Source organism: Herbaspirillum sp. GW822-FHT03A08 (genome assembly GCF_058801885.1).
Map to the genome: position 1 here is coordinate 635,248 of NZ_JBXANR010000002.1, position 26,548 is coordinate 661,795.

General features: G+C 58.3%; 29 protein-coding genes. 16 read left to right on the forward strand and 13 right to left on the reverse strand.

Features of this window, described 5'->3' with window-relative positions; all coding sequences use genetic code 11:
* Nucleotides 1-137 precede the first annotated feature (137 nt).
* From AC1RN6_RS07940 to pilM, 5 genes are read right to left on the reverse strand one after another with little or no spacing between them, the layout of a single operon-like run.
* A complete protein-coding gene (locus AC1RN6_RS07940) occupies nt 138-2,303 on the reverse strand; it encodes a type IV pilus secretin PilQ (protein WP_493004393.1) in 2,166 nt (721 codons plus the stop codon).
* The gene (locus tag AC1RN6_RS07945) at nt 2,300-2,821 is read right to left on the reverse strand and encodes a pilus assembly protein PilP (protein WP_493004394.1); all 522 of its coding nucleotides are present in this window, start codon (nt 2,819-2,821) and stop codon (nt 2,300-2,302) included. Before AC1RN6_RS07945 ends, AC1RN6_RS07940 begins: the two co-directional genes overlap by 4 nt.
* Complete coding sequence (locus AC1RN6_RS07950) at nt 2,818-3,444, reverse strand: type IV pilus inner membrane component PilO (protein ID WP_493004396.1); 627 nt, start codon at nt 3,442-3,444, stop codon at nt 2,818-2,820. The genes AC1RN6_RS07945 and AC1RN6_RS07950 overlap by 4 nt, the downstream gene beginning before the upstream one ends.
* Nucleotides 3,441-4,028 (reverse strand): PilN domain-containing protein, encoded by a 588-nt coding sequence (locus AC1RN6_RS07955; RefSeq protein ID WP_493004398.1) that lies wholly within the window; start codon nt 4,026-4,028, stop codon nt 3,441-3,443. Before AC1RN6_RS07955 ends, AC1RN6_RS07950 begins: the two co-directional genes overlap by 4 nt.
* On the reverse strand, nt 4,028-4,693 hold the full coding sequence (pilM, locus tag AC1RN6_RS07960; protein ID WP_493004400.1) for a type IV pilus biogenesis protein PilM: 666 nt from the start codon (nt 4,691-4,693) through the stop codon (nt 4,028-4,030). The genes AC1RN6_RS07955 and pilM overlap by 1 nt, the downstream gene beginning before the upstream one ends.
* 368 nt (nt 4,694-5,061) lie before the next feature.
* Between pilM and AC1RN6_RS07965 the strand changes: the two genes are divergently transcribed.
* Nucleotides 5,062-7,482 carry a penicillin-binding protein 1A gene (locus tag AC1RN6_RS07965; RefSeq protein ID WP_493004401.1) on the forward strand — a complete coding sequence of 807 codons (2,421 nt, stop codon included), beginning with the start codon at nt 5,062-5,064 and terminating at the stop codon, nt 7,480-7,482.
* Between the two features lie 105 nt (nt 7,483-7,587).
* Here AC1RN6_RS07965 and queC read toward each other — a convergent pair whose 3' ends face one another.
* The 3 genes from queC to AC1RN6_RS07980 form a co-directional block, all read right to left on the reverse strand.
* Nucleotides 7,588-8,307: a 7-cyano-7-deazaguanine synthase QueC gene (gene queC / locus AC1RN6_RS07970; RefSeq protein ID WP_493004402.1), complete on the reverse strand. Its 720-nt coding sequence runs from the start codon at nt 8,305-8,307 to the stop codon at nt 7,588-7,590.
* A gap of 32 nt (nt 8,308-8,339) precedes the next feature.
* On the reverse strand, nt 8,340-9,125 hold the full coding sequence (locus AC1RN6_RS07975) for a DUF3108 domain-containing protein (protein ID WP_493004403.1): 786 nt from the start codon (nt 9,123-9,125) through the stop codon (nt 8,340-8,342).
* A 140-nt stretch (nt 9,126-9,265) separates the two neighbouring features.
* Nucleotides 9,266-10,342, reverse strand: coding sequence for a DUF3108 domain-containing protein (locus tag AC1RN6_RS07980; RefSeq protein ID WP_493004404.1), 1,077 nt, complete (start codon nt 10,340-10,342; stop codon nt 9,266-9,268).
* Between the two features lie 262 nt (nt 10,343-10,604).
* Here AC1RN6_RS07980 and AC1RN6_RS07985 point away from each other — a divergent pair, with 262 nt between their 5' ends.
* From AC1RN6_RS07985 to rfaE2, 3 genes are all read left to right on the forward strand, one after another.
* Nucleotides 10,605-11,429, forward strand: coding sequence for a PhaM family polyhydroxyalkanoate granule multifunctional regulatory protein (locus tag AC1RN6_RS07985; protein ID WP_493004405.1), 825 nt, complete (start codon nt 10,605-10,607; stop codon nt 11,427-11,429).
* A 139-nt stretch (nt 11,430-11,568) separates the two neighbouring features.
* Nucleotides 11,569-12,432 (forward strand): ferritin family protein, encoded by an 864-nt coding sequence (locus tag AC1RN6_RS07990; RefSeq protein WP_198361779.1) that lies wholly within the window; start codon nt 11,569-11,571, stop codon nt 12,430-12,432.
* A 152-nt stretch (nt 12,433-12,584) separates the two neighbouring features.
* The gene (gene rfaE2, locus AC1RN6_RS07995; protein WP_493004748.1) at nt 12,585-13,058 is read left to right on the forward strand and encodes a D-glycero-beta-D-manno-heptose 1-phosphate adenylyltransferase; all 474 of its coding nucleotides are present in this window, start codon (nt 12,585-12,587) and stop codon (nt 13,056-13,058) included.
* A 129-nt stretch (nt 13,059-13,187) separates the two neighbouring features.
* Here rfaE2 and AC1RN6_RS08000 read toward each other — a convergent pair whose 3' ends face one another.
* Together AC1RN6_RS08000 and AC1RN6_RS08005 are read right to left on the reverse strand one after the other, a co-directional pair.
* The gene (locus AC1RN6_RS08000) at nt 13,188-13,679 is read right to left on the reverse strand and encodes a copper chaperone PCu(A)C (RefSeq protein ID WP_493004407.1); all 492 of its coding nucleotides are present in this window, start codon (nt 13,677-13,679) and stop codon (nt 13,188-13,190) included.
* Between the two features lie 61 nt (nt 13,680-13,740).
* Nucleotides 13,741-14,094, reverse strand: coding sequence for a DUF2946 family protein (locus tag AC1RN6_RS08005; protein WP_493004408.1), 354 nt, complete (start codon nt 14,092-14,094; stop codon nt 13,741-13,743).
* Nucleotides 14,095-14,371: 277 nt separating this feature from the next.
* Here AC1RN6_RS08005 and AC1RN6_RS08010 point away from each other — a divergent pair, with 277 nt between their 5' ends.
* The 4 genes from AC1RN6_RS08010 (at nt 14,372) to AC1RN6_RS08025 (ending at nt 18,301) form a co-directional block, all read left to right on the forward strand.
* Complete coding sequence (locus AC1RN6_RS08010) at nt 14,372-15,361, forward strand: ABC transporter substrate-binding protein (RefSeq protein ID WP_493004409.1); 990 nt, start codon at nt 14,372-14,374, stop codon at nt 15,359-15,361.
* Between the two features lie 84 nt (nt 15,362-15,445).
* Nucleotides 15,446-16,420: an ABC transporter substrate-binding protein gene (locus tag AC1RN6_RS08015; RefSeq protein WP_493004411.1), complete on the forward strand. Its 975-nt coding sequence runs from the start codon at nt 15,446-15,448 to the stop codon at nt 16,418-16,420.
* A gap of 191 nt (nt 16,421-16,611) precedes the next feature.
* Nucleotides 16,612-17,505 (forward strand): ABC transporter permease, encoded by an 894-nt coding sequence (locus tag AC1RN6_RS08020; RefSeq protein ID WP_094562460.1) that lies wholly within the window; start codon nt 16,612-16,614, stop codon nt 17,503-17,505.
* A 1-nt stretch (nt 17,506) separates the two neighbouring features.
* Nucleotides 17,507-18,301, forward strand: coding sequence for an ABC transporter ATP-binding protein (locus AC1RN6_RS08025; protein ID WP_094562461.1), 795 nt, complete (start codon nt 17,507-17,509; stop codon nt 18,299-18,301).
* Between the two features lie 76 nt (nt 18,302-18,377).
* Here AC1RN6_RS08025 and trmL read toward each other — a convergent pair whose 3' ends face one another.
* Both trmL and AC1RN6_RS08035 read right to left on the reverse strand, forming a co-directional pair.
* On the reverse strand, nt 18,378-18,860 hold the full coding sequence (gene trmL, locus AC1RN6_RS08030) for a tRNA (uridine(34)/cytosine(34)/5-carboxymethylaminomethyluridine(34)-2'-O)-methyltransferase TrmL (RefSeq protein WP_493004413.1): 483 nt from the start codon (nt 18,858-18,860) through the stop codon (nt 18,378-18,380).
* A 48-nt stretch (nt 18,861-18,908) separates the two neighbouring features.
* Nucleotides 18,909-19,658 carry a phosphoribosyltransferase family protein gene (locus AC1RN6_RS08035; RefSeq protein ID WP_493004415.1) on the reverse strand — a complete coding sequence of 250 codons (750 nt, stop codon included), beginning with the start codon at nt 19,656-19,658 and terminating at the stop codon, nt 18,909-18,911.
* Nucleotides 19,659-19,756: 98 nt separating this feature from the next.
* On the opposite strand from AC1RN6_RS08035, the gene AC1RN6_RS08040 reads away from it, so the two are divergent.
* The 8 genes from AC1RN6_RS08040 to AC1RN6_RS08075 all read left to right on the forward strand — a co-directional run bounded on the left by AC1RN6_RS08040 (nt 19,757) and on the right by AC1RN6_RS08075 (nt 26,182).
* Nucleotides 19,757-20,692: a methyltransferase domain-containing protein gene (locus tag AC1RN6_RS08040; RefSeq protein ID WP_493004417.1), complete on the forward strand. Its 936-nt coding sequence runs from the start codon at nt 19,757-19,759 to the stop codon at nt 20,690-20,692.
* A 229-nt stretch (nt 20,693-20,921) separates the two neighbouring features.
* Complete coding sequence (locus tag AC1RN6_RS08045) at nt 20,922-21,371, forward strand: DUF2244 domain-containing protein (protein ID WP_493004419.1); 450 nt, start codon at nt 20,922-20,924, stop codon at nt 21,369-21,371.
* A 42-nt stretch (nt 21,372-21,413) separates the two neighbouring features.
* Entirely contained in the window at nt 21,414-22,586 is a 1,173-nt protein-coding gene (gene coxB, locus AC1RN6_RS08050) for a cytochrome c oxidase subunit II (protein ID WP_493004421.1), read from the forward strand.
* A gap of 65 nt (nt 22,587-22,651) precedes the next feature.
* Nucleotides 22,652-24,271: a cytochrome c oxidase subunit I gene (gene ctaD / locus AC1RN6_RS08055; protein ID WP_402277098.1), complete on the forward strand. Its 1,620-nt coding sequence runs from the start codon at nt 22,652-22,654 to the stop codon at nt 24,269-24,271.
* Between the two features lie 32 nt (nt 24,272-24,303).
* Nucleotides 24,304-24,411, forward strand: coding sequence for a cytochrome oxidase small assembly protein (locus tag AC1RN6_RS08060; RefSeq protein ID WP_232511845.1), 108 nt, complete (start codon nt 24,304-24,306; stop codon nt 24,409-24,411).
* Nucleotides 24,408-24,953 carry a cytochrome c oxidase assembly protein gene (locus AC1RN6_RS08065; protein WP_007879570.1) on the forward strand — a complete coding sequence of 182 codons (546 nt, stop codon included), beginning with the start codon at nt 24,408-24,410 and terminating at the stop codon, nt 24,951-24,953. The genes AC1RN6_RS08060 and AC1RN6_RS08065 overlap by 4 nt, the downstream gene beginning before the upstream one ends.
* 51 nt (nt 24,954-25,004) lie before the next feature.
* The gene (locus tag AC1RN6_RS08070; protein WP_493004423.1) at nt 25,005-25,220 is read left to right on the forward strand and encodes a DUF2970 domain-containing protein; all 216 of its coding nucleotides are present in this window, start codon (nt 25,005-25,007) and stop codon (nt 25,218-25,220) included.
* A 101-nt stretch (nt 25,221-25,321) separates the two neighbouring features.
* On the forward strand, nt 25,322-26,182 hold the full coding sequence (locus AC1RN6_RS08075) for a cytochrome c oxidase subunit 3 (RefSeq protein WP_493004425.1): 861 nt from the start codon (nt 25,322-25,324) through the stop codon (nt 26,180-26,182).
* A 138-nt stretch (nt 26,183-26,320) separates the two neighbouring features.
* On the opposite strand, the gene AC1RN6_RS08080 is transcribed toward AC1RN6_RS08075, so the two are convergent.
* Entirely contained in the window at nt 26,321-26,521 is a 201-nt protein-coding gene (locus tag AC1RN6_RS08080; RefSeq protein ID WP_493004427.1) for a twin transmembrane helix small protein, read from the reverse strand.
* Between the last annotated feature and the right edge of the window lie 27 nt (nt 26,522-26,548).

Sequence of the window (26,548 nt, forward strand, 5' to 3'; positions counted from 1 at the left end):
GGTTGCAAGGAGGACGGCGTGCATGTTCTGTGCATGTTTTTGCGCCTTCCCATGGCAACGGGCTGCAACAGACGATTTTACCGTCTGTTGCTGTGTTGTCGGGAAAATATCGGGAAAAAGATGGCTTCAGGCCTGTTTCAGCGCAGAAATTGCCGATCCAGCACGATTTTTGGCGTCAGGAAGATCAGTAATTCGGTCTTGTCGTCGATTCTGGCCGTGTTCTTGAACAGATTGCCCAGCACCGGAATATCGCCCAGCAAAGGTACTTTGGAGACGGTCGTCGATTCGGTCTGGGTATAGATTCCACCGATGACCACGGTGCCGCCGTTTTCCACCTGCACCAGCGTCTTGACATGCTTGGTGTTGATCGCCAGACCACCCGGCGTGGCGGTGCCGCGGCTGTCCTTGTTGATGTCGACGCTGAGTATGACGTTGCCGTCGGGCGTGATTTGCGGCGTGACCTCGAGTTTTAGATTCGCTTTCTTGAATGCAGTTGAAGTTGCGCCGCTGCTGGTGGCTTGCTGATAAGGAATCTCTTCGCCTTGCTCAATCAGTGCAGCTTGCTGGTCGGCGGTGACGACGCGCGGGCTGGACACGATCTTGCCTTTGCCGTCGGCTTCAAGCGCCGAAAGTTCGAGATTGAGGAAACGATTGGCGGCCGCATTGAAAAGGCTCAGAGCAAAGCTGCCCGCATTGGCGCCGCCGATGGCGCGAGCAGGCAGATTGACTGCCTGATTGTCCGCGTACGAAGAAGGTGACGCCGGCGTCAGCCCGGCCAGTTCGCCGACGCTGTTGTAGGTGTTGCTTGCTGCAAAACCACTGGTCTTCGCAGAGAAGCCCAGCCGTACGCCGAGATTGCGGCTGAATGAATCGTCGGCTTCGACAATGCGGGCCTCGATCAGTACCTGGCGCGAGGCGATATCGACTTTTTCCAGCAGCTTGCGAATGTTGTCGAGAACGGTTGGCGTGTCGGTGACGAACAACTGATTGGTGCGCTGGTCCACCATCGCGCTGCCGCGGCGTGACAGGATGCTGTTGCGGCGTTCTCCGGCTGGGGAGCCGCCGCCATAGTTGCCGTAGCCGGCATTGCCGCCGTCATCGCTGATGCCGAAGACTTTGCGAAATGCCTCCGCTTTTTGATAGTTCAGCTGGAACACTTCGGCGCGTAGCGGTTCCAGCTCGGCGATCTGGGCACGCTGTTCCAGCTCCAGTTTTTCCTTGGCCAACAGCTCATTGTGCGGCGCGATCCAGATGACTCCGCCGTTGCGGCGCATGTCCAGCCCGCGCGCCTGCAGCACGATATCCAGCGCCTGATCCCAGGGAACATCCTTGAGCCGTAATGTCAGCGCGCCGCCGACGCTGTCGCTGGTGATGATGTTGAGGCCGGTGAAGTCGGCGATGACTTGCAGGATCGCCCGCACTTCGACGTTCTGAAAATTCAGTGACAGCTTGTTGCCGCGATATTGCTGTTGCGAGCGTTTCTCTTTGTCGGTGGGAGTGTGAAGATCGATGACGAGCTGGGCGTCTTTTTGATAGGCGTTGTATTCCCAAGCACCTTCGGCATCGATCAGCATGCGCACAGTTGATCCCTCTTGCATGCTGCGGACAGTCCGCACCGGTGTGCCGAAGTCGCCGACGTCGAGATTGCGTCGCAGGGATTCCGGCAAGCCGGTATTGCTCAGTTCGGCGATCAGTTGTTTTCCCTGTTGGCGGACGTTGACTGCGGTGGATGCGCCCGGCAAGTCAACGATGATGCGGCCTTCTCCCTGCGGACCGCGTCGGAAATCGATGTTCTTCAGCGCCGGCAGATCTTCTCGCGATGGAAGCAATCGCGTCGCGCCAGGCTCTGTGAGAGGGGGGGCGTCAAGACGCAGCATCACGATGCTGCCCTCTGTGAGTAAGGTGTAGCGGCGCGTCCTTGCAAGATTGAGGACGATGCGGCTGCGGTCTTCAGATCGCACAATTGCGTACGAAAGAAGATCGCGCAGATTCAGGCGCTGGTTTTGCTTGCCTGTCGCATTGTCTGTGGCAGGAAAATCGATCGCAATGCGCGCAGGATTGACGGTGGAGAAATGGATCGGCGTCGATATGGGTATGTCGCGTAACTGGATGCGGACGTCGATGTGATTGTTCGTTTCTGTTGCGTCGACGGCGAGAATCGCGTTTCGCGTATCGGGCGTCTGTGCTGTCGCTGCCGTGGATGCGAAGATGAGCATCGCGACTGCGGCAAGCGCCAGGATGGTTCGAAGCAAGCCGCGGTGCATGGCATCGCCGGCATCGCGCAGGGTGAAACGCAAAGTCATTTCCTTCCTCCTTGCAGAGAAAGCGTCGTCCGGCGTGTGGTCCAGCGTCCTTCCGCTGCGGGAAGCAATTCTTCCATTTCGATTTCATTGTCGGCGATGCGCCGGATCATGCCGAAATTCTTTCCGAGGTAGTCCCCGACTTTGGCCTGATAAATAATCCGGTCCGCTTGCAGCAGGACATGGCGGCGCTTCTCTTGGGAAATCGTGCCGACCATTTGTATCGACTCGAGAGGAAAATCTTCCAGCGGCTGGGCATTGCCGCGCTGCAGGGGCCTGCTGTGAGGGAGGTCAAGATCGTCAGTTTGCAGGCGGTCAAAAGGCGTACGGCCGGTTTCCGCGTGATAGGACAGCGGGGCGAATGCGGGGGCCGCAACGGACTGCGCTTGTGTCACCGTTGTACCGTTGCGCACTGTTGCAATCCATGCCTGCAACTGCGCCGGTGTTTCGCGCTCATCGCAACCGGAGAGTGCAGTTGCCATGGCGATGCATATCAATCCGGCTTGAAGTCTTTGATTCATTGCATGTTCCCGGCAGCTGTTTCGCGGTCTTGCCGAGCGCTGCTTTTACTTTCGTGACGGTGGTAACTCAATGCGGTCGCATCCATGACCACGATGCCGCCATCCGTTGCCGACAATTGGATGTCGCCCAGCACGACCATGTGCGGCATGGCAGCCATCTCGGCAGCGAAGCGGCCCAGGTCGTGATAGTTGCCGCTGAGGCGAATGCCGGCAGCGTAAACCAGATAGTCGGCCAGGGAATCTGTCTTGCCGGGTCTGACGGATTCGAATATCAGGTTGTGTGCTTGCGCTGCTGCAGCGATATCTTGCAGCACGATGTTGCGGTCGCCCGGAGCGTCGAGATGTTGCTGCTGGGTTTGCAGTTCTTCTGCGACCTGCTGCAACTGGCGCTGCAACGTGGGCAGGGTGGCAGCGGTTTTGCTCTTGGTCTCGTAGGCGAGTTTCAACGCCCGCTCTTCCTGTTCACGATTTTTCAGCCGTTGCAGATCCGGCTGCAGGTAGTTTTGCCAGCCCGCTAATACGATCAGCGCAAATGCGGCGATGCAGATCAGCACTTGCTGGAATTGTGGCAAGTTGCCGGGCTGGCGCATCGGGAGACGGGATGTCGGTCGGGAGCTCGTCATTGCATGGCTTTGTTGTTGCGCGAGTCGGGGGCTGCATCTGTGGTGATGATAAATTCGTGGCCGGCGCCGTTCTGCTTGTCGTTTGCCGATTGCTGCTGTACTGCGTGGGCTTCCATCAGTTCGACATGGCTGAGCGTGCCGTCACCGCCGCGAAGATTTGCCAGCAACCGCATGATCTCCACGGGCGAGGAGGCGTTTCCGCTGAGCGTGACGCGTGTGGCTTGTTGTTGCAACGTACGTAGCGTGACGTCTGGCGGCGTCCGGTCTGCGAGCGTTTGCAAGAGCTGGGTTGTCTGATTCTGTTGTTGGCGTAGCGCAGCGATAGCTTGCTGCCTTTGCATCAGATCGTCGATTTGCGTTTGCAAATTTTCTGCGCTGCTTATCTGCGCATCGAGTTTTCCGTGTTCGGTTTGCAGCAATTGCACCAGCGATGTCTGTTGCCTGATCTGCTGTTCGCACAGCAGTCCTGCGCACCACACGCTGAGTACGCCGGCCATCATTGCGCCGCTCAGCGTCAGGTAGAACCGCTGCTGTCGTTTCTGTTCTTCAGCGAGACGATGCGGCAAAAAATTGATACGGACCATCAATCGAATCCTCTCAGCGCCAATCCGCACGCCACCCGATAAGTTGATGCTTCGGATTGCAGGTGTTCTGCATTGATGCCTGCAGCGAGAGTCATGCCGGCAAATAAATCGGTTGCCGCGGCAGCCTGCGCCGCATAGGTCTCTGCATCGGCAACGGTGACGTGCAGTTTGAGGAATTCGGCGACAGCGAGTCGATCTTCGACGCTTTCCTTGCGTGTTGCCGCGATCAGAATTTCGACTTGTCCCGCAGGCTGCGATGCAGGTGCGGCGATGCAGAAATCGATGCAGGCATCTGCGACGTGATAGTCCAGTAGCGGTGCGATGTGTTCTTTTGCGAGCGCTTCCAGTTGACTCTCTGAAGGCGTTTGGCCAATACGCAAGGTGTGAGTGGTGACGGCAGCGGGTGGGACGCCGATGGCGGCTTTACGTGCTTTGAAACCCGATCGCTCTCTTAGCCGGTAGGCGGCATTCATGACATGTTCCAGGTCTTCGATGCCGTCGTCGCTGACGGCGCCGTCGGCGACGCGCTCGCTGCCGTAGCCTTCGAGGACGAAGGTCCCGGCTTTGGTGCGCGACAGTTCAACCATGCGTACGGCATGGCGGCCGATGTCCAGGCCGATGAATGCGTTGTTCCGAGGGGAGAAGAGGCGCGTGAGATCAGTCACGATGGTTTTCCGGATAGGTAAGAGTTCTGTCGATGCAATACGACTAGCGATGCAATGAGCGAACACGGTGCGCGGGATTGCAAATGCGGGTTGAAATGATGTTATTTTTGCAACATGCGGCATCCTAGCAACAAGATTTGTTGTCTGTAAAGAAATTTTCTTGTGGGTAATAAAGATGCTTTCTCAAGTCAAAAGAGAAACTTATTGTCGAAAATGCTCTCAGAACACGGATTCCGGTTCATCGTCACGCGGACAAGCGCATATCCACCGGTCTGTGCGCGAGTCGGATTCCTGTCAAATGCCGAATTTCCCCACCTTGCAAGTCGTTATAATGCGAGGATTGTCTTTCTCAAGCCCAGCCTCAACGCATGACCACCCCTGAAAACAAAGGCAAAGCGCCAACTCCAGCTCCTGCTGCCGCGCCTGGCCCGGAACCAACAACTTCTGTCGATACCCCCAAGACCAAGAAACGTTTACATCCGGTCATCCGCATTCTGCTGGGGACGGTTGGCACGCTGGTGGCGCTGGTGCTCATGGCGGCGCTGGTGCTGGGGTTTGTGGTGACGCTGGCCTATCCGAAACTGCCGGACCTCGATTCGCTGACCGACTATCGTCCCAAGATCCCGCTGCGCGTGTTTTCCGCTGACGGCGTGCTGATCGGCGAGTTCGGCGAAGAGCGCCGCAACCTCGTGCACATCAAAGATATTCCGGACATCATGAAGAAGGCCGTGCTGGCGATCGAAGACGATCGTTTCTACGAGCATGGCGGCGTTGATTACCAAGGCATCGTGCGCGCCAGTTTCGCCAACTTGTCAGGCGGCGGCGGCGGCGCCAGTACGATCACGCAGCAGGTCGCGCGCAATTTCTTCCTGACCAGCAATGAGCCGACCTTCCTGCAAAAAGCTTCGCGCAAATTCCTCTACGAAATTCCACTGGCATGGAAGATCGAGCGCAATCTGACCAAGGACCAGATCCTTGAGGTCTACATGAATCAGATTTACCTCGGCCAGCGCGCATACGGCTTCTCGTCGGCGGCGCAGATCTATTTCGGCAAGTCGCTCAAGGAACTGACCATCGCTGAATCCGCCATGCTGGCCGGTTTGCCGAAAGCGCCGTCGGCTTACAATCCGGTGGTCAATCCCAAGCGTGCCCATGCGCGCCAGCAATACATCTTGCTGCGCATGCGCCAGCTCGGCTACATCACCGAACAGCAATACACGCAAGCCAAGGATGAAGAGCTGCAGGTCAAGAGCGACAGCACCGCATTTGGCGTGCATGCGGAGTACATCTCCGAAATGGCGCGCCAGCTGGTCTACGCGCAATTCAAGGATGACACTTACACACGCGGCCTGAACGTCTTCACCACCATCACCAAGGCGGATCAGGACGCCGCCTACCTGGCGCTGCGCCGCGGCATCATCGACTATGAACGCCGTCACGGCTATCGCGGTCCGGAAGGCTACATGGAGATTCCGACCACGTCCAAGGAAGAAGCCGACGACGCCATCGAGTCAGAACTGGCCGACCATCCCGACAGCGATGACCTGGTCGCCGCCGTGGTGCTGGAAGCGACCACCAAGGAAATCACTGCCGTGCTGGCGACCGGCGACGAGATCAAGATTTCCGGCTCCGGTCTCGGTTTTGCCGGAAATCTGCTGAGCGAAAAAGCGCCGCCGCAAAAGAAGATCAAGCGCGGCGCCATCATTCGCGTGTTCCAGGACGGCAAGAACTGGATCGTCACGCAAATGCCGGAAGTCGAATCAGCCTTTGTCTCGGTCAATCCGAACGATGGTGCGATCCGCGCGCTGGTCGGCGGTTTCGACTTCAACCGCAACAAGTTCAACCACGTGATCCAGGCGTGGCGTCAGCCGGGTTCGTCGTTCAAGCCGTTCATCTATTCGTCTTCGCTGGAAAAGGGGTTGTCGCCGGCCACCATCATCAATGATGCGCCGCTGACGTTCACCCAGACCGGCGGCCAGGTATGGCAACCGAAGAACTACGGCGGCAAGTTCGAAGGTCCGATCTCGATGCGCCGCGCGCTGCAGAAGTCGATCAACCTGGTGTCGATCCGCATTCTTGAACGCGTCGGCGTCAAGTACGCGCAGGAATACATCACACGCTTCGGCTTTGACGCAGACAAGAATCCGCCTTACCTGACGCTGGCGCTGGGCGCCGGCGCGGTGACGCCGCTGCAGATGGTGGGCGCCTATTCGGTGTTCGCCAATGGCGGTTACAAGATCAATCCTTACCTGATCTCCAAGATCACCGACAACAACGGCAACACCTTGTCAGAAGCGCAACCGGCCAAGTCCGGCGACGAAGCCAACCGGGTCATTGATGCGCGTAACGCCTTCGTGATGGACAGCATGCTGCGCGACGTCGTGCGTCACGGCACCGCGGTCAAGGCCTTGTCGCTCAAGCGCACCGACCTGGCCGGCAAGACCGGCACCACCAACGATTCGATGGACGCCTGGTTCGCCGGCTATCAACCGAATCTGGTCGGTATTGCGTGGATGGGCTACGACCAGCCGAAGAGTCTGGGTGACCGTGAAACCGGCGGCGGCCTGGCTTTGCCGATCTGGATCAGTTACATGCAGAAGGCGCTCAAGGATGCGCCGATGGTCGACCGCACCGTGCCGAGCGGTCTGATTGAGTCGGGTGGCGAATACTACTATTCGGAATATCCGCCTAACGCCAGCGTGCGCGACCTGGGCATGGGCGACCATGGCACGACGGCGTCGCCGGAAGAAGAGAAGGCCAAGAACCAGATGAAGAACGAGTTGTTCTGACGCTGATTCGATTGTTCTGACGTTGCGCCTTGACGGCGCAAAAAAAGAAAAACGGCAGGCGGGGTAGTCCCGATCTGCCGTTTTTTTTATGTCGGCGAAAGCTGCTTACGCGGTTTGCATGTACTGCTGATAACCGCGCGCGCGCAAGTCGCAGGCCGGGCAGTTGCCGCAGCCGTAACCCCAGTCATGCAAGGCCCCGCGCTCACCGAGATAGCAGGTGTGGGTATCCGAACGAATCAGGTCGACCAGGGCCTGTCCGCCCAATTCGTTGGCCAGACGCCAGGTGGCCGCTTTGTCGATCCACATCAGCGGCGTTTCTACTTTGAGGTTGGTCGCCATGCCGAGATTGAGTGCGACCTGCAGCGCCTTCATCGTGTCGTCGCGGCAATCCGGATAACCGGAAAAATCCGTTTCGCACATGCCGCCGACCAGCACATCGAGTCCCCGGCGATAAGCCACGGTCGCCGCCACGGTCATGAACAGCAGATTGCGGCCCGGCACGAAGGTGTTCGGCAGGCCGTTTTCCTGCATGGAAATGGCGACGTCGCGCGTCAGTGCCGTGTCGGAAATGGTGCTGATCAGCGACAAATCGATCATGTGATCTTCGCCGAGTTTCTTTTGCCACTCCGCCGAAAAGCCGCGCATCTTTTCCAGCAATGTCGGCCGCACCTTCAGTTCGATGGCATGACGCTGGCCGTAATCGAAGCCGATCGTTTCGACTTTGTCATAGCGGGACAGCGCCCACGCCAGGCACGTTGTCGAGTCCTGGCCGCCGCTGAACAATACCAGCGCACGATGCGAGAGAGAGGGGCGGGGAGTGGTCATGTTTGTGTTTCCGACATTCATCTTTTGTAGTCTTAACCGGGTTTCTTGTTAACGTTGTCCAGCGTCTGTTCGATGAAATCGCCATCTGGATCGGTGAAGCGCAAGCGTGCAGGATACCAGTCCGACGACGGTGCGAGCCAGATATCGAGCTTTTGTCCCTTGTCGTCCGGCGGTGGTGCGCGCAGCACGTGGACAGCGTTGATTTCGCCCTGCCTGGTCTTGATCTTTTCACGTCCGACGACCTTGAAGCTCCATTGTTCCGCATCACGCGGGCCGGCTACGAAGAACAGCCATTCTGAGCCCGGCGTGAACTTGTCTGCATTGCCGCGCGCCACCGCAATCAATTGCCAGATGATGCTGGCGCGGTCCTGCTCGCCGCCCTTGAGCGGATAGGTTTCAGCCGACTGGGTGAAATTGATGGCGTTGGTTTCGCGGTTGAAGGTGGTGGTCGATGCTTCGCGGCGGAAGCGCTTGTCGATGAAACGCGTCGGCGCCAGGCCGTAGCTGTCGACGTCGCCTTCGCTGGTGGTTTCCAGAATTTTGCCGAGCATCATGGCGCGGGTTTCGGTGGTGACGACGTATTTGGCGCCGCTGTTGTTCCATTTGACCAGCGCCTCGCCGTTGACTTGCAAGCCGCTTTGCTTGGCCTCGATGCTGTAGTGGAGTTCGGCTGACGGCGGCAGGCTGACTTTGCGCTTGATCACCGGATGTTCGGCGGGATCGGCAGCCAGGGAGGAGGCGGAAATGAAGGCGCTCGTCAGAAGCAGAGCGCCAAGTAGCCGCGAAAGTGCGCGGCGTGGGGTAGCGGATGTCGGCATGTGGATTCACTTGAAAATTCGGCAACTGTCCGGCTGGCAGCATGTGACTGCGGTGACATGGCGGGAGCGGTACCTACGGTTTTTCGGGGCCTAGCGATGCGAAGAGCGGTCGGTCCGGCATCTTCGCCAAAAACTCTAGTTTACCGAGTTTTGAGGTTGGACAGCGACATCTCCAAATAATCCCCGTTTGTTTCAGTAAACCTTAAACGGGCTGGATACCATTGCCGGCCTGGATCCAGCCAGATATCGAGGCGCTGGTCGTACGAGCCGGGACGCGGCTGACGGACGACATGCCAGGCCTGATGCACGCCGTCGATCAGGCGGATTTCTTCCTGGCCGACGATTTGCATGCGCCACACCTCACCATCGCGCACGCCGGCGACAAACATGTCGATCACCGCACCCGGCGTGAACTTGGCGGAGTCGCCCCGGCCGATTGCGGCGAGCTGCCAGATGATGCTGGCGCGATCCTGCTCACCGCCGACGCGCGGATAGGTGGTGGTGGATGACGAAAAGCTCACCAGATTGCGTTCGCGGTTGAAGTGCGTGTTGGTGGCGGCGCGATTGCGTTTCTTCTCCGTATAGATTTCAGGCGAGACGCCGAATTCGTTAATGTCGCCCTGGCTGGTGTAGGTCAGGAAGGTGATCTTGGTGAACATCCGGACGTAGACTTCGCCGTCGACGCTGTAGCGATTGCCGTCGGTCTTCCAGGTTTGTGTGCCGGTGCCGGACCAGTTCAGGTCATTGAAAAAGGCGTGGACGTCGTATTCCAGATCTGCCGAGGGCGGTGGATCAAACTGATATTGCGTGCCTTGTGCCGGCTTCGATGCACTCTTGTCGTCGGCGGGAGCAGGGGCAGGTGTAGTCGCGGCATCTGTCACATTAGCGGCAGCCGCCTCGGGTGGAACTGGAGGGCCCGGATCTGCAACCGGGCTTGCCGGGGTGTCCGTTGGCGGCGGAGGCGATGTTTTAGGAGCAGGCCTTGGCCTCGGCTTCGGTGCCTTGGGTTTGGCGGCGACGGGCAGCGACACCGGCTGCTTCGGCTGTTCCAGCGGCACCAGCGTCACGCTCATGCTGGATGCCTGGTCATCAGCCTTGGCCGCATTGAAGGATGCTTTGCCCCAATGGATCGCCAGCACATGCAGCAGGATGGTGAAGGCGATCAGCGCCGCAATGCGCCATCGTCTGGTCGGAGGGAAAGCCTTTGTTTCTGTCATGGCGTAAGTGTATCGCGGCTCTTGCGTCGCGCTCTTGTTTTACCTTGGATGAAGGGGGCAAACGGCAATTCAAACCACGTACAATGCGATTTTTTCGATCCGGACGTCTATCGTTGAGGAAGAAAAATTCGTGCTTCATGGTGGCGGCGTTGTTGCGCCGCAGGAGGAAGGAGCGCATGATCAAGGCACTTTCTGTACAGCGCCGCAGCGCAGACATCGCGGCGGCAGACGTTTCAATTGCGTGGATCGATAGGAGACTGAAATGCTGAATCACAACAACATGCCCGGCGCCGGATCGATTGCCGACACGATGGAATTCATGCGCAAGATGTGGGGTAGCATGGGCGCACCGGCCATGGGCATTCCCTCGCTGTCGGTCGAAGAGATCAACAAGAAGATCGCCGACCTCAAGACTGTCGCGTCATGGCTGGAACTCAATATGAACATGCTGCGTGCGACCATTCAGACGATGGAAGTGCAAAGCGCCACCTTGTCGACCTTGCAGGCGATGGGTGCGATTCTGACGCCGCGTGATGCCGATGAAGCTGCTGCGGCGGCGAAGGCCGCATCGCCGTTTGGCTTCCCGTCCTGGCCGCCGCAACCGTCGGAGCAGAAAAAAGAAGCACCGCGCAGCGCCGCAGCACCGCAGCCTGAGCCTGCCGTCGAAGACGAGGAAGAGTCTGAAGAGGACATGCCGGAAGATTTGTCGGCAACCGCCAAAGATGCGGCGGAAAATGCCGAACCAGCCAAGGAAAAGCAGACTGAGGGGGAGAAGGCAATGCCGGCGCCGGATTTCCAGGCGTCCATGGCTAACCCCAACGCCTGGTGGAATCTGCTGCAGGAGCAATTCCAGCAAGCTGTCGGCAATGTGCTGGCAGATCAGGCTCCAGCCGCGAAAACGGCCAAGGACGCTAAACCTGCCGCCAAGGCTGCGCCTAAGCCAGTAAGTAAGCCGGCAAGTAAGCCTGCAGCCCCGAAAAAAACAACAAAACCCAAGGCGGAAGCCAAACCGCGAACACGCGCCAAATCGACTGTTGTACAATCTCGCCAATCCAAGCCAGCCTCCCGCAAGCCAAAATCCCCTTGATCGGCGCAAAACAACAACATTTGTCCGCAAATGTGCGTGACTTTGTTGCATGTCATCATTCTGAAACGAAGCAGTTTTAGTATGGGGGAGGGGAAAACTCTTGGTAAAATCAACAAGTTAAATCATAGGCAAGGTCAGAATGCTGTACCCAGAACTGTTTAAATCGCTCGAACAAGTCCGCTGGAATATGGATAAAGATATTCCTTGGGATAAATTCGATGCTTCGATGCTCTCCGACGAGCAAGCCCAGACCATTCGCATGAATGCGATCACTGAATGGTCGGCGCTGCCTGCGACGGAAATGTTCCTGCGCGACAACCGCGGTGACAGCGACTTTTCCGCTTTCATGTCCGTGTGGTTCTTCGAAGAACAAAAACACTCTCTGGTGCTGATGGAATATCTGCGCCGTTTCAAGCCGGAGTTCGCGCCCACGGAAGAAGAACTGCACAACGTGCGCTTCGAATTCGATCCTGCGCCGCCGCTGGAAACCCTGATGATGCACTTCTGCGGCGAAATCCGCCTGAATCACTGGTACCGCTGCGCCTCCGACTGGCACACCGAGCCGGTCATCAAGCAAATCTACAAGATCATCAGCCAGGACGAAGCACGCCACGGCGGCGCTTACCTGCGCTACATGAAAAAGGCCCTGGTCGAAGTCGGCGATACTGCACGTGCAGCCTTCGCCAAGATCGGCGTGCTGATGGCATCTGCCCGTCGCACTGAAAAGCCTTTGCATCCGACCAACCTGCACGTCAATCAGGCGCTGTTCCCGAACGACACCGTGCAAAGCCGTCTGCCGGATCCTGAGTGGCTGGAGCACTGGCTCGACACGCAGATCAAGTTCGACAGCGAGTGGGAAAAGAAGGTTGTCGACCGTATCCTGCACAACATGTCCCTGCTGTTTGAGCGCACCTTTGAAACCGTGCAGGAACTCAACCGCTACCGCAAGGAAATCGTCACCCGCATGGCGCCAGCAGCACCGGTGCAACCTGCTGCTGCCTGATTTTTGGCTGACTCTGATCAGCTTGCAGTCTGACGATGAAAGCCGCACACTACGTGCGGCTTTTTTATTTGGAAAAGCCGCATAAGCAACGCACGGCAAAGCGCGCAGAGCAGGAGCGTCGCGTGAAGCCAGAACAGAAGAGAAAGAACCAGATGAGTGATTTTGAGAAAAAGATTTGCAGCCGTGCCGAGCTGAAAGCACGTGTCGCCGCGCTGCCGCAGCCGGTCGTGCTGACCAACGGCGTGTTCGATATTTTGCACCGCGGGCATGTGACCTATCTGGCGCAGGCGCGTGCAGAAGGCGCATCGCTGGTGGTGGCTGCGAATACTGACGCTTCGGTCAAACGCCTCGGCAAAGGTGACGACCGCCCGATCAATAGCTGCGAAGACCGCATGGCGGTGCTGGCGGCATTGGAATCGGTGTCGCTGGTGGTGCCTTTTGACGAAGATACGGCGCTGGAAGTCGTGCAGGAAGCGCGCCCGCAGATTTATGTGAAGGGCGGCGACTACGACATGGCGGCGATTCCAGAAGGGCAAGCTGTTGCAGCCTACGGCGGCAAGTCGGTGGCCATCGCTTTCGAACATGATCGTTCCACCACCAAGCTGCTGGCCAAGGTGCGCAAATAAGTGTGTAAATAAGCGCAGCCGGGTCAGAATGCGGCAGCAATGCCGGTCACAAAAAAAAAGCGGCCAGGAGGCCGCTTTTTTTTATTGCCCGTTTCTCAAACGCGGGCTTGGTGCTGAACGTGCTGCCGATCAATGGTGCATGTGTTCCATGCCGCCCTTGTCGCCGCCTTTATCGGCCGTCTTGTCTTCGACGTAGACCGAGACTTCCAGCTTGCCGGCTTTTTCAAACGTCAGCGTCATCGGGATCTTGTCACCGGCCTTCAGTGGCTGGCTCAGGCCGATCAGCATGATGTGATAGCCGTTGCCGGGCTGCATGGCAATCTTTTCGGAGGGCTTGATGTCGATGCTGCCGACTTCGCGCATCTTCATTACGTTGCCATCCATGGACATGGTGTGGATTTCCGCCGACTTGGCGGCGGGAGAGGCGACGGCGATCAGCTTGTCGCCGGCTTTGCCCTTGTTTTCAATGCTCAGGTAAGCGCCGCCGGACGGCTGGCCGGGCACGGTCGGGCGCGCCCATGGGTGGCCGACCTGGAGTTCTGCGACCTTGTAATCGTGAGCGTAAGCTGTGCCGGTCAGGGCCAGGGCCGCAAAGAGGGTGAGTAAATGGCGGTAAGACATAGGAATCCTTTGAGTGATGAGAGTAAGCCAGCGAGGCGGGTGCACAAGTGATGTGAAATACTCAAGCCGGCGGTGCTCTCGCACGGTTGTCTGCTCTCGATACATGTGGAAAGTGCTCGCGCTGCAGCGTTTGCGCCGTCAGATACACCGATGTTGCATGGAATGCATCGACATTGCCGCCCGGCAAATCAAGTACGTAAGGCTGACCATTGCTGCAATAACTGCAATGGGCGTGTGTGGACTGATTCGGGCCGGAGCCGGGACTTTGCCACGTGATACTTACGCTGGTGGAGCAAATCGCCATGGCCGATGCCGGCGTCTTTGCCGCTGCCAGAGAGGCAAGCGGCAACAGGCTGCCGAACGCCAGGCAGGCGATGGCAATCCAGGCGGCGAAGGAGCGAAGGGCGGTTGGCATGGGCGCAGATTATATCAATTGAGGTTTTTACGCTTTTCCCGGTTCTCAATGCGAGCCGGATTTGGCGTTTATCAGGCTGTATATCGATGGTTTTTTGAAAAATAAGAACGGATGTGCGAAAGATCGTGCCGGATGGTCGATTTTTGACGCGGATGATATGTCTGGCAACCGTTTCAGGCATGCTTCAAAATTGTTTACGTAAATTGATTGTTGGCAGGCGCTAGGCTAGACTTACCGTCTTTTGCCGCTTTCACCTAATAATTCTGAGGAGACACTCATGTCCAGCATCAAAAAATTGTCGTTGCCGAACTTGGCAAATGCATTGGCAAGCGCCCTGGTCCTGGCCGCGGTCTGCTCCGCGCCTGCTCTCGCAGCGGACAAAGCTGTTCTGGTCACAGCCATTGTTGAGCATCCTGCTCTGGATGCCGTTCGTGACGGCGTCAAGGATGAACTCAAGGACGAAGGCTTCGAAGCCGGCAAGAACCTGAAGTGGGAATACCAAAGCGCGCAGGGCAACACCGGCACCGCCGCACAGATCGCCCGCAAGTTCATCGGCGACAAGCCTGACGCCATCGTCGCCATCGCGACACCGTCGGCACAAGCCGTCGTGGCCGCCACCAAGTCGATTCCAGTCGTCTATTCCGGCGTGACCGACCCTGTCGCGGCGCAGCTGGTCAAGGACTGGAAGCCGTCCGGCACCAACGTTACCGGCGTGTCCGACCTGCTGGAACTGGAGAAGCAAGTCGACCTGATCAAGCGCGTCGTGCCTAACGTCAAGCGCGTCGGCATGGTCTATAACCCGGGCGAAGCCAATTCGGCTGTGGTCGTGAAGGCGTTGAAAGAACTGCTGGGCAAGTCCGGCATCAGCCTGGTTGAAGCCGCCGCACCGCGCAGCGTCGACGTCGGTTCCGCCGCCAAGAGCCTGATCGGCAAGGTTGACGTGATCTACACCAACACCGACAACAACGTGGTGTCGGCCTATGAAGCACTGGTCAAGGTCGGCAATGACGCCAAGATCCCGCTGGTGGCTTCCGACACCGACAGCGTCAAGCGCGGCGCGATTGCTGCTCTGGGCGTGAACTACTACGACCTGGGCCGTCAGACCGGCAAAGTCGTTGCGCGTATCCTGAAGGGCGAAAAGCCCGGCGACATCGCTTCTGCCACCAGCAGCAAGCTGGAACTGTTCGTCAATACGACCGCAGCGCAAAAGCAGGGCGTGACCTTGTCGGCTGACTTGATCAAGTCGGCGAAAACAGTCATCAAATAATCGAATTGCTGAAAAACAAGCGCCCGCCAAGAGGCGCTTTTTCATACCCAAAGAAATACACAAAGAACCACCCGAGGAGAGGATATGTTCACATTGACTAAAACTTTGCGCGTCATCACCGGCGCGCTCGCGCTAGCCGCTGTCTGCGCCGCGCCGGCGCTGGCCGCCGACAAGAGCGTGCTGACCACATCCATCGTCGAGCATCCGGCATTGGATGCCGTGCGCGACGGCACCCGCGACGAGCTGAAGGCAGAAGGTTTCGAGTCTGGCAAGGGCTTCAAATGGGAATTCCAGAGCGCCCAGGGCAATGCCGGCACCGCCGGTCAGATCGCCAAGAAATTCGTCGGCGACAATCCTGACGTGATCGTTGCTATCGGCACCCCGTCGGCGCAGCCGCTGGTGGCGTCGACCAAGACCATCCCTATCGTCTATTCGGCCATCGCCGATCCGATCGCGGCGCAACTGGTCAAGGACTGGGGCCCGTCCGGCACCAACGTCACCGGCCTGTCGCACATGCTGGATCCGGTCAAGCAAGTTGAGATCATCAAAAAAGTGGTCCCTAACGCGAAGCGCGTCGGCATCGTTTACAATCCCGGCGAATCCAATTCGGTCTCGGCGCTCAACGCGCTGAAGGCCGTGCTGGAAAAGCAGGGCATGACACTGGTGGAAGCCGCTTCGCCGCGTTCGGTTGACGTCGCGCCTGCCGCCAAGAGCCTGATCGGCAAGATCGACGTGATGTACACCACGACCGACAACGTTGTCGTGTCGACCTTCGAGTCGCTGGCCAAGGTCTGTAACGATGCCAAGATCCCGCTGATCGCTTCCGACACCGGCAGCGTCAAGCGTGGCGCGGTTGCTGCACTGGGCGTGAATTTCTACGACCTGGGCCGTCAGACCGGTAAAATCGTGGCGCGCATCCTGAAGGGCGAAAAGCCGGGCGATATTCCATCGTCGACCAGCAAGAACCTGGAGCTGTACATCAACACGTCTGCCGCGCAAAAGCAGGGCGTGACGCTGAGCCCGGACTTCCTGAAGTCGGCGACCAAGGTCCTCAACTGATCAGTTGACGTGCCTTGCAGCCTGGTTCTGCCGGGCTGCACATCGTTGTACTTAGTTGTACTCGAAGCATGCCGTGCGGCGCCACCAGCGCTCCACGGCATGATTTTCAGAGGACATTCGGCATCGACCAGCATGTTACCCACATGCCGCACAGGTCAATGCCGAATGTGTTTTTTAAGAAAGACCTTTTTATGTCGCTGTATACGCTCTTGGGCGCACTGGAAATCGGGCTGATTTTCAGTCTGGTCGCCCTCGGGGTGCTGATTTCCTTCCGCATCCTCACTTTCCCCGATCTGACGGTTGACGGCAGTTTTCCGCTGGGTGGCGCCGTGGCGGCAACCATGATCGCCGCCGGCTATAACCCGTTCCTGGCGACCGGCGTGGCGATTCTGGCCGGCGCACTGGCAGGTTTCACGACCGCATGGCTGAACGTGCGCCTGAAGATCATGGATCTGCTGGCCAGTATTCTCATGATGATCGCACTGTACTCCATCAACCTGCGCGTGATGGGCAAGCCGAACGTGCCGCTGATCAGCGAACCGACCATTTTCAGCATCCTGCTGCCGGACTGGATGCCCGACTACGTCGAGCGTCCGCTGGTGCTGATCGTGGTGGTGGTGCTCGCCAAGCTGCTGCTGGACTGGTTCTTCTCTTCCGAAATCGGTCTGGCCATGCGCGCCACCGGCGCCAACGCCCGTATGGCGCGTGCGCAAGGCATCGCCACCGGCCGCGCCACACTGGCCGGCATGGCGCTCGCCAATGCATTGGTGGCCTTGGGCGGCGCGTTGTTTGCACAGACTCAGGGCGGCGCTGACATTTCCATGGGCATCGGCACCATCGTGATCGGCCTGGCGGCCGTGATCATCGGCGAAAACATCCTGCCGGCGCGTCGTCTGGTCTGGACCACGCTGGCCGTGATCCTCGGCGCGATTCTCTACCGCTTCTTCATCGCGCTGGCGCTGAACAGCGACTTCATCGGCCTGCAGGCGCAAGATCTGAATCTGGTCACCGCCGTGCTGGTCATGCTGGCGCTGGTGCTGCCGATGGGCAAGCGCAAGCTGAAACTGCTGCGTAAGGGGGCCTGATATGTTGAAGGCAAACGATCTCAAAATTACCTTCAATCCGGGCACGCCGATTGAAAATCCTGCGCTGCGCGGCCTTGACCTGGAAATCCCGACCGGTCAGTTCGTTGCCGTGATCGGTTCCAACGGCGCCGGCAAGTCGACTTTTCTCAATGCGATTTCGGGCGATCTGCTGGTGGATTCGGGCAGCATTGAAATCGACGGCGTCGACGTGACGAAAAAACAAGCCTGGGATCGCGCCGGCATGGTGGCGCGCGTGTTTCAGGATCCGATGGCTGGCACCTGCGAAGCCCTGACCATTGAAGAAAACATGGCGCTGGCGATGGCGCGCGGCAAGCGCCGCGGTTTCGGCTTCGCTATCAAACGCAACATGCGCGAGCTGTTCCGCGAGAAGCTGTCTATCCTGAATCTCGGCCTGGAAAAGCGTCTGACCGACCGCATCGGTCTATTGTCCGGCGGCCAGCGTCAGGCCGTCAGCCTGTTGATGGCGTCGTTGCAACCGTCGCGCATTCTGCTGCTGGACGAGCACACCGCTGCGCTGGATCCGAAGACTGCCGCCTTCGTGCTGGAGCTGACCGCCAAGATCGTCGCCGAAAGCAAGCTGACCACCATGATGGTGACGCACAGCATGCGCCAGGCGCTGGACTACGGCGACCGTACCGTGATGCTGCATCAAGGCAAAGTGGTGCTGGACGTGTCCGGTGAAGAGCGTGCCGGTCTGGATGTGCCCGATTTGCTGAAGATGTTCGAGCGTACTCGTGGAGAAGTGCTTTCCGACGACGCGCTGTTGCTGGGGTAATCGGTAGCGATAAAATAAAAAGGGCCGCGTTTGCGGCCTTTTTTATTGCGCGGGCAGTCAGGCGAGTTGATGAAACTCAGCTGCCGCCGGCAAAACCGTTCTGCCGCCACGCCTCGTACACCACCACGGCAACCGTATTCGACAAATTCAGGCTGCGATTGTCCGGCCGCATCGGCAGGCGGATGCGCTGGCCGGTGGGAAACGACTCACGCAGCTCCGGCGCCAGGCCGCGCGTTTCGGCGCCGAATACGAACACGTCGCCGGGACGGAAAGCCACGCCGGCAAATGGCGTCGAGCCATGCGTGGTCAGCGCGAACATGCGCTCAGCGTTGAATTGCGGATCGGCCCGGCGTTTTTCAATGAAAGCTTCCCAGTTGGGATGCACCTGCATGGTCGCGTAGTTGTGATAGTCCAGCCCCGCGCGTCGCATCTTGGCATCGTCCAGCGGAAAGCCGAGCGGCTCGATCAGGTGCAGTTGCGCGCCGGTGTTGGCGCACAGACGGATGATGTTACCGGTGTTGGGTGGAATTTCCGGCTCGACCAGAACGACGTGAAACAAATGATTCTCCTTGAATGAAGCGGATGATGAAGCAGATGAGCGTGTGGATTACTTCGATACCGTGCGGGCAAACACGATATTGGTCACACGCTTGGCGCCGAAGCGCTTTAGCGTGGAAGCGATTTCATTAAGCGTTTCGCCGGTGGTGATGACGTCGTCGATCACACCGATATGCGCGCCGCGCACGTAGTTCATGGCCTGCGTCGGTACCACGAAGGCGCGGCGGATGTTGCGCCGGCGCTCCTCATTGGGTAGCGTCGCCTGGGCCTGAGTGTCCCGCAGGCGCACCAGTAAGGGTTCCAGCGGAATATTGAGCAGACGCGACAATGGCCGGGCGATTTCCAGGGATTGGTTGAAGCCGCGCTCCTGCAGCCGTAGTTTGCCCAGCGGTACCGCTGTCAACAGCGTCGGCAGCTTCAGGCCGCGATCGGCATCATGCATTGCGGCTTCTTCCAGCATATCCGCCATGAGCGGCGCCAGCGGCAGTTTGGCGCCGAATTTCAGCGCCAGCACCAGTTGATCGGCGGGCGCCGCATAGTCGGCAACTACGATGGTGGCGTCAAAGGCCGGCTTGTTCTTGAGACATTCGCCGCAGCGGATTTCCTTGGCCGTCGTCGGAATCGGCATGGCGCATTGCACGCAGCGGCGCGGGCGCAGAGTGAAATGCTGCTGGCGGCAAGGCTGGCAGACGGCGTTGCGGTCGGTCTGCCCGCACAGTACGCAGGAGGACGGCAGCAGCTGCGGCAGCCAACGCGGCCACAGCGGGCTTCTGGTCACACTTTGCAGGCGGGCGAACATGGGCGAGAGATCCTGACGGCTAAGGCTGGGTTTGCACCCGAAATAACGAATTGGACTACACTAGCGCCGATTATCTCATCTTGCCCGTCCGATTTTTCATGTCTTTGCCTCCGCCTAACGCCAGCGCCAAATTGAGCGCGCCGATCGATCTGCCTCTGGTACGCCGCCTGTTTTCCACGCCGGCGCGCGTCGCCGAATCGGATTTCTTGCGCCGCGAAGTCTCCGCCCGCATGCAAGAGAAGCTGCTGCTGATCAAAATCGAGCCGCAGCGCGTGCTGGACGCCGGTTGCGGCGAGGGCGCCGATATCGCCGCCCTGCAAAAACGCTTCGCCGATGCGCAGATCATCGGGCTGGACGGCGCTTTCAGCATGCTGGCCCTGGCGCAGGAGCGCCAACAGGCGGCGCAGTCCGCCGTCAATCGCCTGCTGACCAAGTGGCTGCCGTCGTCCGGTTCCGGCAGCGCCGGCAGTCTGGCGTGCGCCGATTTCGCCCAATTGCCGTTTTCCGCCAACGCGTTGGATGTGGTCTGGTCCAATCTGGCCTTGCAGTGGCATCCCCAGCCGGACCGCGTGTTCGCCGAATGGCGCCGGGTTCTGCGCGTCGAGGGGCTGCTGATGTTCTCCTGCTTTGGCCCGGATACCTTCAAGGAAGTACGTGCCGCCTTCGAAGCCGTGGATGCCGCGCCGCACAGCCTGCCGTTTGTCGACATGCACGACTTCGGCGACATGCTGGTCAATGCCGGTTTTTCCACACCGGTCATGGACATGGAAAACATCACCGTCACCTATGAAACGCCGCAGCGCCTGCTGGCGGACGTGCGTGCCTGGGGCGGCAATCCGCTCGAAAGCCGGCGGCGCGGCCTGCTCGGGCGCGACGCTTACGGTAAGCTGATCAAAGCGCTGGAGCAACTGCGCGGCGCAGACGGCAAGATACCGCTGACGTTTGAAGTGATCTACGGCCATGCCTTCCGGCCGGTGCCCAGGACCACTGCCAGCGGCGAGTCGATTATTCGCTTCGATTTGCCGAAAAAGTAGCCATGTTCGCCGCCGATTCGACATTTCATCGTGTTGTATCGTTGTCCGGAACGGATTTTTTTGGTGCAGGCGGGCGCTTTCCGAGGGCTGAAAAGGCATTGTGTCAAGAGCGAAAAAGCGACTTTATTCCGCTTGATAACATTTACAGTTACCCCTTATACTCCGAGGGTTTTAGCTTGTGCGGACGTGCTCGGCCTCATGGTTTTAAGAGCAATAATGAGAGCGCGCCGTGGTAAAGCGGGAGTGGATGTTGAAGCGCAACTGTTCGATTGCGCCGCACCAATTGGGGCAAGTTTTCGCGATCCTCTGCGCGGTTTCTTTGACAGTAGCGTTTATTTTCACTTTGCGTGGAGCCTGGTACATATTGGTTTTCTCTGTACTTGAGTTGTCCGCAGTCGGTTTTGCTTTTCTGATTTATGCACGTCATGCGACTGATCGCGAATATATCGCGCTGGTCGAAGATTGTTTGCTGGTCGAATTTGTACGTGCAGGAAAAACGAGTCGCTTCAGGCTCGATCTGCATAAGATACGAATCGAACCGGCAGGGTCTCACCGCAAATTGGTGAGGCTGGAGTCCTCTGGAATACGAGTCGATGTAGGTCGGTACCTGACGGAATGGAAGAGACGCGAGTTCGCACTGGAGCTGAAGCAGGAAATCAGCAGCAGTAGCGTCAGGTAGTTGGCACAATTCTTATAATTATTTTGGGCTTTTGAGGAAATCATGATAATTGCGAAGCGCCTTCATTCTTTGCTACTTGGTGCATCGTTCCTGGCGGCTTCCGTGCCGTCATGGGCATGGGGTGATAAAGTCGTCGATAGCAAGGGCGGTCCGGCCGTATTGCAGACTAATTTCCAGCCACCGGTCACGCAGATCGCTGAGCAGATCTATGATTTGCATCACCTGATGCTGATTATCTGCCTGGTGATTTTTCTCGCCGTGTTCGGCGTCATGTTTTATTCCATCCTCAAGCACCGCAAGTCCCTCGGCCACAAGTCGGCCAGTTTCCACGAAAGCACCACCGTTGAAATCGCCTGGACCGTGGTTCCTTTCCTGATCGTGATCGGCATGGCGCTGCCCGCCACCAAGACCGTCGTCGCGATGAAAGACACTTCCAATGCCGACCTGACCATCAAGGTCACCGGCATGCAGTGGAAGTGGGGCTACGATTACCTCAAGGGCGAAGGCGAAGGTATTTCCTTCCTGTCCAATCTGGCCACCCCGCGTGAACAGATCGTCGATTCTTCGCTGAAGAAAAACGACAACTACCTGATCGAAGTCGACAATCCTGTCGTGGTTCCGGTCAACAAGAAGGTCCGTATCGTCACTACCGCCAACGACGTGATTCACTCGTGGACCATTCCGGCCTTCGGCGTGAAGCAGGATGCGATTCCCGGCTTCGTGCGCGACACCTGGTTCAAGGCCGAAAAGATCGGTACCTACCGCGGCCAGTGCGTTGAGCTGTGCGGCAAGGACCATGCCTTCATGCCTATCGTTGTCAATGTCGTCAGCGAAGCCGACTACAAGACCTGGGTCGAGGGCAAGAAAAAAGAAATGGCCGCCAAAGCCGATGATCCGACCAAGGTCTGGACCATCGATGAGCTCAAGCAGCGCGGCGAAAAAGTCTACACCTCCAACTGCGTGGTTTGCCATCAGGCCAACGGCAAGGGCGTACCCGGTGCATTCCCTGCGCTGGACGGCGACCCGGTCGTGAACGGTCCGAAGGCCGCGCAGATCAATACCGTGTTGAACGGCAAAAACGCGATGCCAGCCTGGAAGTCGGTGCTTAACGACACCGAAATCGCCGCCGTGATTACCTACACACGCAACAGCTGGTCCAATAAAGCACAAGAAAATATCGTTCAACCAGCTGACGTACTGGCTGCGCGCAAGTAACTGAACTAAGTGAGAACCTGAGCGCTTACTTCGTACGCGCACATGTATCGAATTGGGAGACTGAAATGAGCACAACAGTAGTCGATCACGGCCACGATCATTCGCATGACCACGCACATGGTCACGATGATCACGGACATCATGACCACCCGCACGGCTGGCGCCGCTGGATCTTCGCCACCAACCACAAGGACATCGGTACGCTGTACCTGTGGTTCTCGTTCACCATGCTGCTCTCCGGCGGCGTGCTGGCGCTGCTGATCCGCGCTGAACTGTTCCAGCCCGGCCTGCAATTCTTCCGTCCCGAGTTCTTCAACCAGCTGACCACGATGCACGGCCTGGTGATGGTGTTCGGTGCGATCATGCCGGCCTTCGTCGGCTTCGCCAACTGGATGATTCCGCTGCAGATCGGCGCCTCCGACATGGCGTTCGCCCGCATGAACAACTTCTCGTTCTGGCTGTTGCCGCCTGCGGCGCTGCTGCTGGCCGGTTCCTTCCTGGTGCCGGGCGGTGCGACTGCCGCCGGCTGGACCTTGTATGCGCCGCTGTCGACGCAAATGGGCCCGGGCATGGACATGGGTATTTTCGCGATGCACATCATGGGTGCATCGTCGATCATGGGTTCAATCAACATCATCGTCACCATCCTGAACATGCGCGCTCCTGGCATGACGCTGATGAAGATGCCGATGTTCTGCTGGACCTGGCTGATCACCGCTTACCTGCTGATCGCCGTGATGCCTGTGCTGGCCGGCGCGATCACCATGACGCTGACTGACCGCCATTTCGGTACATCCTTCTTCAACGCGGCCGGCGGAGGCGATCCGGTGATGTATCAACACATCTTCTGGTTCTTCGGCCACCCTGAGGTCTACATCATGATTCTGCCGGCGTTCGGCATCGTGTCGCAGATCATCCCGGCCTTCGCCCGCAAGCAACTGTTCGGCTACGCGTCGATGGTCTACGCGACTGCGTCGATCGCGATCCTGTCTTTCATCGTCTGGGCGCACCACATGTTCACCACCGGCATGCCGGTGACTGCGCAGCTGTTCTTCATGTACGCCACGATGCTGATTGCGGTGCCGACCGGCGTGAAGATCTTCAACTGGATCGCCACCATGTGGCGCGGTTCGATGACGTTTGAGACGCCGATGCTGTTCTCGGTCGGCTTCATCTTCGTGTTCACCATGGGCGGCTTCACCGGCCTGATCCTGGCCGTGACCCCGATCGACATCCAGATGCAGGATACCTACTACGTGGTGGCGCACTTCCACTACGTGCTGGTGGCCGGTTCGCTGTTCGCGCTGTTCGCCGGTTTCTACTACTGGGGTCCGAAGTGGACCGGTTTCATGTACAACGAAACCCGCGGCAAGATCCACTTCTGGAATTCGCTGGTGTGGTTCAACGTGACCTTCTTCCCGATGCACTTCCTGGGGCTGGCCGGCATGCCGCGTCGCTATGCCGACTATCCGGCGCAGTTCACCGACTTCAACATGCTCGCGACCATCGGAGCTTTCGGTTTCGGCTTGTCGCAGGTGTACTTTCTGTTCTTCGTCGTGATTCCGTCGATCAAGGGCGGCGTCAAAGCCGCAGACAAGCCATGGGAAGGCGCAGAAGGCCTGGAGTGGACAGTGCCGAGCCCGGCGCCTTTCCACACATTCGAAACGCCACCGACAGTTAAATAAAGGGAGCGGCAGGCTGGTCCTGCCCACTCTGTATGACAGATCGTAAAAAGCCGAACAATCTGCGCACAGGCTTGTTGCTGGCGCTGGTAGCAGCAGGGTTCTTCATCGGTATCTTCATTAACCGCATCTGGTTCAAATGACGACCGATCGCAAACTGAATCGGCAGATGCTGGGGAAGTTGCTGGTCATCGCCGTCCTGATGTTCGGTTTCGGGTACGCGTTGATTCCCGTGTACAAGAAGATCTGCGAAGTGACCGGCGTCAATTTCCTGACGCCCAAGGATGTAACAGTCGAAGCGCCGACGAACAGCCAGATCGACAAAAGCCGTACCGTGACGATCGAGTTCGACGGCAATTCGCAGGGACCCTGGCGCTTCCGTCCGACGGTGGCCAGCATGCAGGTGCATCCGGGCGAAATGACGCAGGTGCTGTACGAAGTGGTCAACACGCAGGCGCGCAGCGTCGATGCGCAGGCAATACCGAGTTACGCGCCGCAGCAGTCGGCGGCCTTCTTCAAGAAGGTGGAGTGCTTCTGTTTTACGCAGCAAACCCTGGGGCCGAATGAGGCCAAGCAGATGCCGGTGGTGTTCTATATCGATCCGGCGCTGCCCAAGGATGTGAAGACGATTACGCTGTCTTATACGTTTTTCGAAATTGAAGGACTGAACAAGAAGGCAAGCTGAAGCAAGCCGGCGGCAGACATTTGCTTCCAGCAGTCAAAAGGAAAGCGGCAAATGAGCGACTTGAAAGACGCAACGCAGCGCAAGGCATCATTTGCGGCGACGATGAAGGCGGTGTTCTGGTCGTTCTTCGGCGTGCGCAAGCGCAGCGACTACGAAAGCGATGCCGCCAGGCTGAATCCGTTGCATGTGATTATCGCCGGCATCATTGGCGCAGCGATTTTTGTGACCGTACTGGTGTTGATAGTAAAGATGGTGGTGGCTCAGTAAAAACGCTCAGCGAAGCGATGCTGGACCAGCCAAGGGATGTTGCAGTGGCAGTCTGAAGCAGTCATTTATAAAAGATCCGAATTTTGTATTGGGAGATGGAGATGAGTTTTCAACACGCTAAAGCACCGTACTATTTTGTACCCGGTCCATCGCAATGGCCGGTGCTGGCGGGCATATCGATGCTGGTCACCATGGCTGGGGCTTCGGCCTGGGTCAACGGCCATTCCTGGGGCATGGCGCTCAACATTATCGGCATCCTCGCGGTACTGGTGGTGCTGTACAAGTGGTTCGGCCAGGCCATCGGCGAGTCCGAATCCGGTCAGTACAGCGAGCGCATCGACGCGTCTTTCCGCTGGAGCATGGGCTGGTTCATCTTCTCGGAAGTGATGTTCTTCGCCGCTTTCTTCGGCGCGCTGTTCTATGCGCGCAGCATCACCATGCCGTGGCTGGCCGATCTGGATCACAAGGTGATCTGGCCCGACTTCGCCGCACATTGGGGTAACAGCGGCCCGGCCGGCACGATCGAATCGTTCCAGACCATGGGGCCGTTCCCGATTCCGACGATCAATACCGCCTTGCTGCTGCTGTCAGGCGTGACGCTGACGATTTCTCACCACGCCTTGCGCGCCGGTCATCGTACCCAAACGGCGATCTGGTTGTTTGCGACGATCTTGCTGGGTGCGATCTTCATGGGCTTCCAGGCTTATGAATACCATCACGCCTATACCGAGCTGAACCTGAAGCTGACCTCGGGCGTCTACGGCTCGACCTTCTTCATGCTGACCGGCTTCCACGGTTTCCACGTGACGATGGGCGCGATCATGTTGTCGGTGGTGCTATACCGTGTGCTGCGCGGCCACTTCACGCCGGAACACCACTTCGCCTTCGAAGGTGCCGCCTGGTACTGGCACTTTGTGGACGTGGTCTGGCTGGGCCTCTATGTCGTAGTCTACTGGCTGTAAAGATCAGGCAGCCAGCAACGGAAAAGCCGCACTTCGGTGCGGCTTTTTTACGATCTGGCGACGGCGCGAAAATAATAGAAAAGCGTGTAAGCTTCCGCTTGATTCTTTGTCGAAGCAGCCGGATTCCGCAGCGCGACGTCAGCGGATGCCGGTAGGCTGGATCAGGCCGAACTTATACGCCACCAGCAGCAAGATAAACAGCAGCACCGAGAAGCCGACGCGCAAGGTGAGCGCATATACTGTTCGGCTACTTTTGCCCTTGTCGCGCATCAGAAACAGGAGCGCGGAAGCAAGACTGCCGATGATCAGGATGAAAGCAATGGCGACGATGATTTTCATGGTGAGGCCGGTCTCGGAGGCGGAAGC

Excerpts from the sequence above, each read along its gene's own strand:
- AC1RN6_RS07940 (WP_493004393.1), bottom strand. The coding sequence starts at position 2,303 with ATGACTTTGCGTTTCACCCTGCGCGATGCCGGCGATGCCATGCACCGC.
- AC1RN6_RS07945 (WP_493004394.1), bottom strand. The coding sequence starts at position 2,821 with ATGAATCAAAGACTTCAAGCCGGATTGATATGCATCGCCATGGCAACT.
- AC1RN6_RS07950 (WP_493004396.1), bottom strand. The coding sequence starts at position 3,444 with ATGACGAGCTCCCGACCGACATCCCGTCTCCCGATGCGCCAGCCCGGC.
- AC1RN6_RS07955 (WP_493004398.1), bottom strand. The coding sequence starts at position 4,028 with ATGGTCCGTATCAATTTTTTGCCGCATCGTCTCGCTGAAGAACAGAAA.
- AC1RN6_RS07965 (WP_493004401.1), top strand. The coding sequence starts at position 5,062 with ATGACCACCCCTGAAAACAAAGGCAAAGCGCCAACTCCAGCTCCTGCT.
- queC (WP_493004402.1), bottom strand. The coding sequence starts at position 8,307 with ATGACCACTCCCCGCCCCTCTCTCTCGCATCGTGCGCTGGTATTGTTC.
- AC1RN6_RS07975 (WP_493004403.1), bottom strand. The coding sequence starts at position 9,125 with ATGCCGACATCCGCTACCCCACGCCGCGCACTTTCGCGGCTACTTGGC.
- AC1RN6_RS07980 (WP_493004404.1), bottom strand. The coding sequence starts at position 10,342 with ATGACAGAAACAAAGGCTTTCCCTCCGACCAGACGATGGCGCATTGCG.
- AC1RN6_RS07985 (WP_493004405.1), top strand. The coding sequence starts at position 10,605 with ATGCTGAATCACAACAACATGCCCGGCGCCGGATCGATTGCCGACACG.
- AC1RN6_RS07990 (WP_198361779.1), top strand. The coding sequence starts at position 11,569 with ATGCTGTACCCAGAACTGTTTAAATCGCTCGAACAAGTCCGCTGGAAT.
- rfaE2 (WP_493004748.1), top strand. The coding sequence starts at position 12,585 with ATGAGTGATTTTGAGAAAAAGATTTGCAGCCGTGCCGAGCTGAAAGCA.
- AC1RN6_RS08000 (WP_493004407.1), bottom strand. The coding sequence starts at position 13,679 with ATGTCTTACCGCCATTTACTCACCCTCTTTGCGGCCCTGGCCCTGACC.
- AC1RN6_RS08005 (WP_493004408.1), bottom strand. The coding sequence starts at position 14,094 with ATGCCAACCGCCCTTCGCTCCTTCGCCGCCTGGATTGCCATCGCCTGC.
- AC1RN6_RS08010 (WP_493004409.1), top strand. The coding sequence starts at position 14,372 with ATGTCCAGCATCAAAAAATTGTCGTTGCCGAACTTGGCAAATGCATTG.
- AC1RN6_RS08015 (WP_493004411.1), top strand. The coding sequence starts at position 15,446 with ATGTTCACATTGACTAAAACTTTGCGCGTCATCACCGGCGCGCTCGCG.
- AC1RN6_RS08020 (WP_094562460.1), top strand. The coding sequence starts at position 16,612 with ATGTCGCTGTATACGCTCTTGGGCGCACTGGAAATCGGGCTGATTTTC.
- AC1RN6_RS08025 (WP_094562461.1), top strand. The coding sequence starts at position 17,507 with ATGTTGAAGGCAAACGATCTCAAAATTACCTTCAATCCGGGCACGCCG.
- AC1RN6_RS08035 (WP_493004415.1), bottom strand. The coding sequence starts at position 19,658 with ATGTTCGCCCGCCTGCAAAGTGTGACCAGAAGCCCGCTGTGGCCGCGT.
- AC1RN6_RS08040 (WP_493004417.1), top strand. The coding sequence starts at position 19,757 with ATGTCTTTGCCTCCGCCTAACGCCAGCGCCAAATTGAGCGCGCCGATC.
- coxB (WP_493004421.1), top strand. The coding sequence starts at position 21,414 with ATGATAATTGCGAAGCGCCTTCATTCTTTGCTACTTGGTGCATCGTTC.
- ctaD (WP_402277098.1), top strand. The coding sequence starts at position 22,652 with ATGAGCACAACAGTAGTCGATCACGGCCACGATCATTCGCATGACCAC.
- AC1RN6_RS08060 (WP_232511845.1), top strand. The coding sequence starts at position 24,304 with ATGACAGATCGTAAAAAGCCGAACAATCTGCGCACAGGCTTGTTGCTG.
- AC1RN6_RS08065 (WP_007879570.1), top strand. The coding sequence starts at position 24,408 with ATGACGACCGATCGCAAACTGAATCGGCAGATGCTGGGGAAGTTGCTG.
- AC1RN6_RS08070 (WP_493004423.1), top strand. The coding sequence starts at position 25,005 with ATGAGCGACTTGAAAGACGCAACGCAGCGCAAGGCATCATTTGCGGCG.
- AC1RN6_RS08075 (WP_493004425.1), top strand. The coding sequence starts at position 25,322 with ATGAGTTTTCAACACGCTAAAGCACCGTACTATTTTGTACCCGGTCCA.
- AC1RN6_RS08080 (WP_493004427.1), bottom strand. The coding sequence starts at position 26,521 with ATGAAAATCATCGTCGCCATTGCTTTCATCCTGATCATCGGCAGTCTT.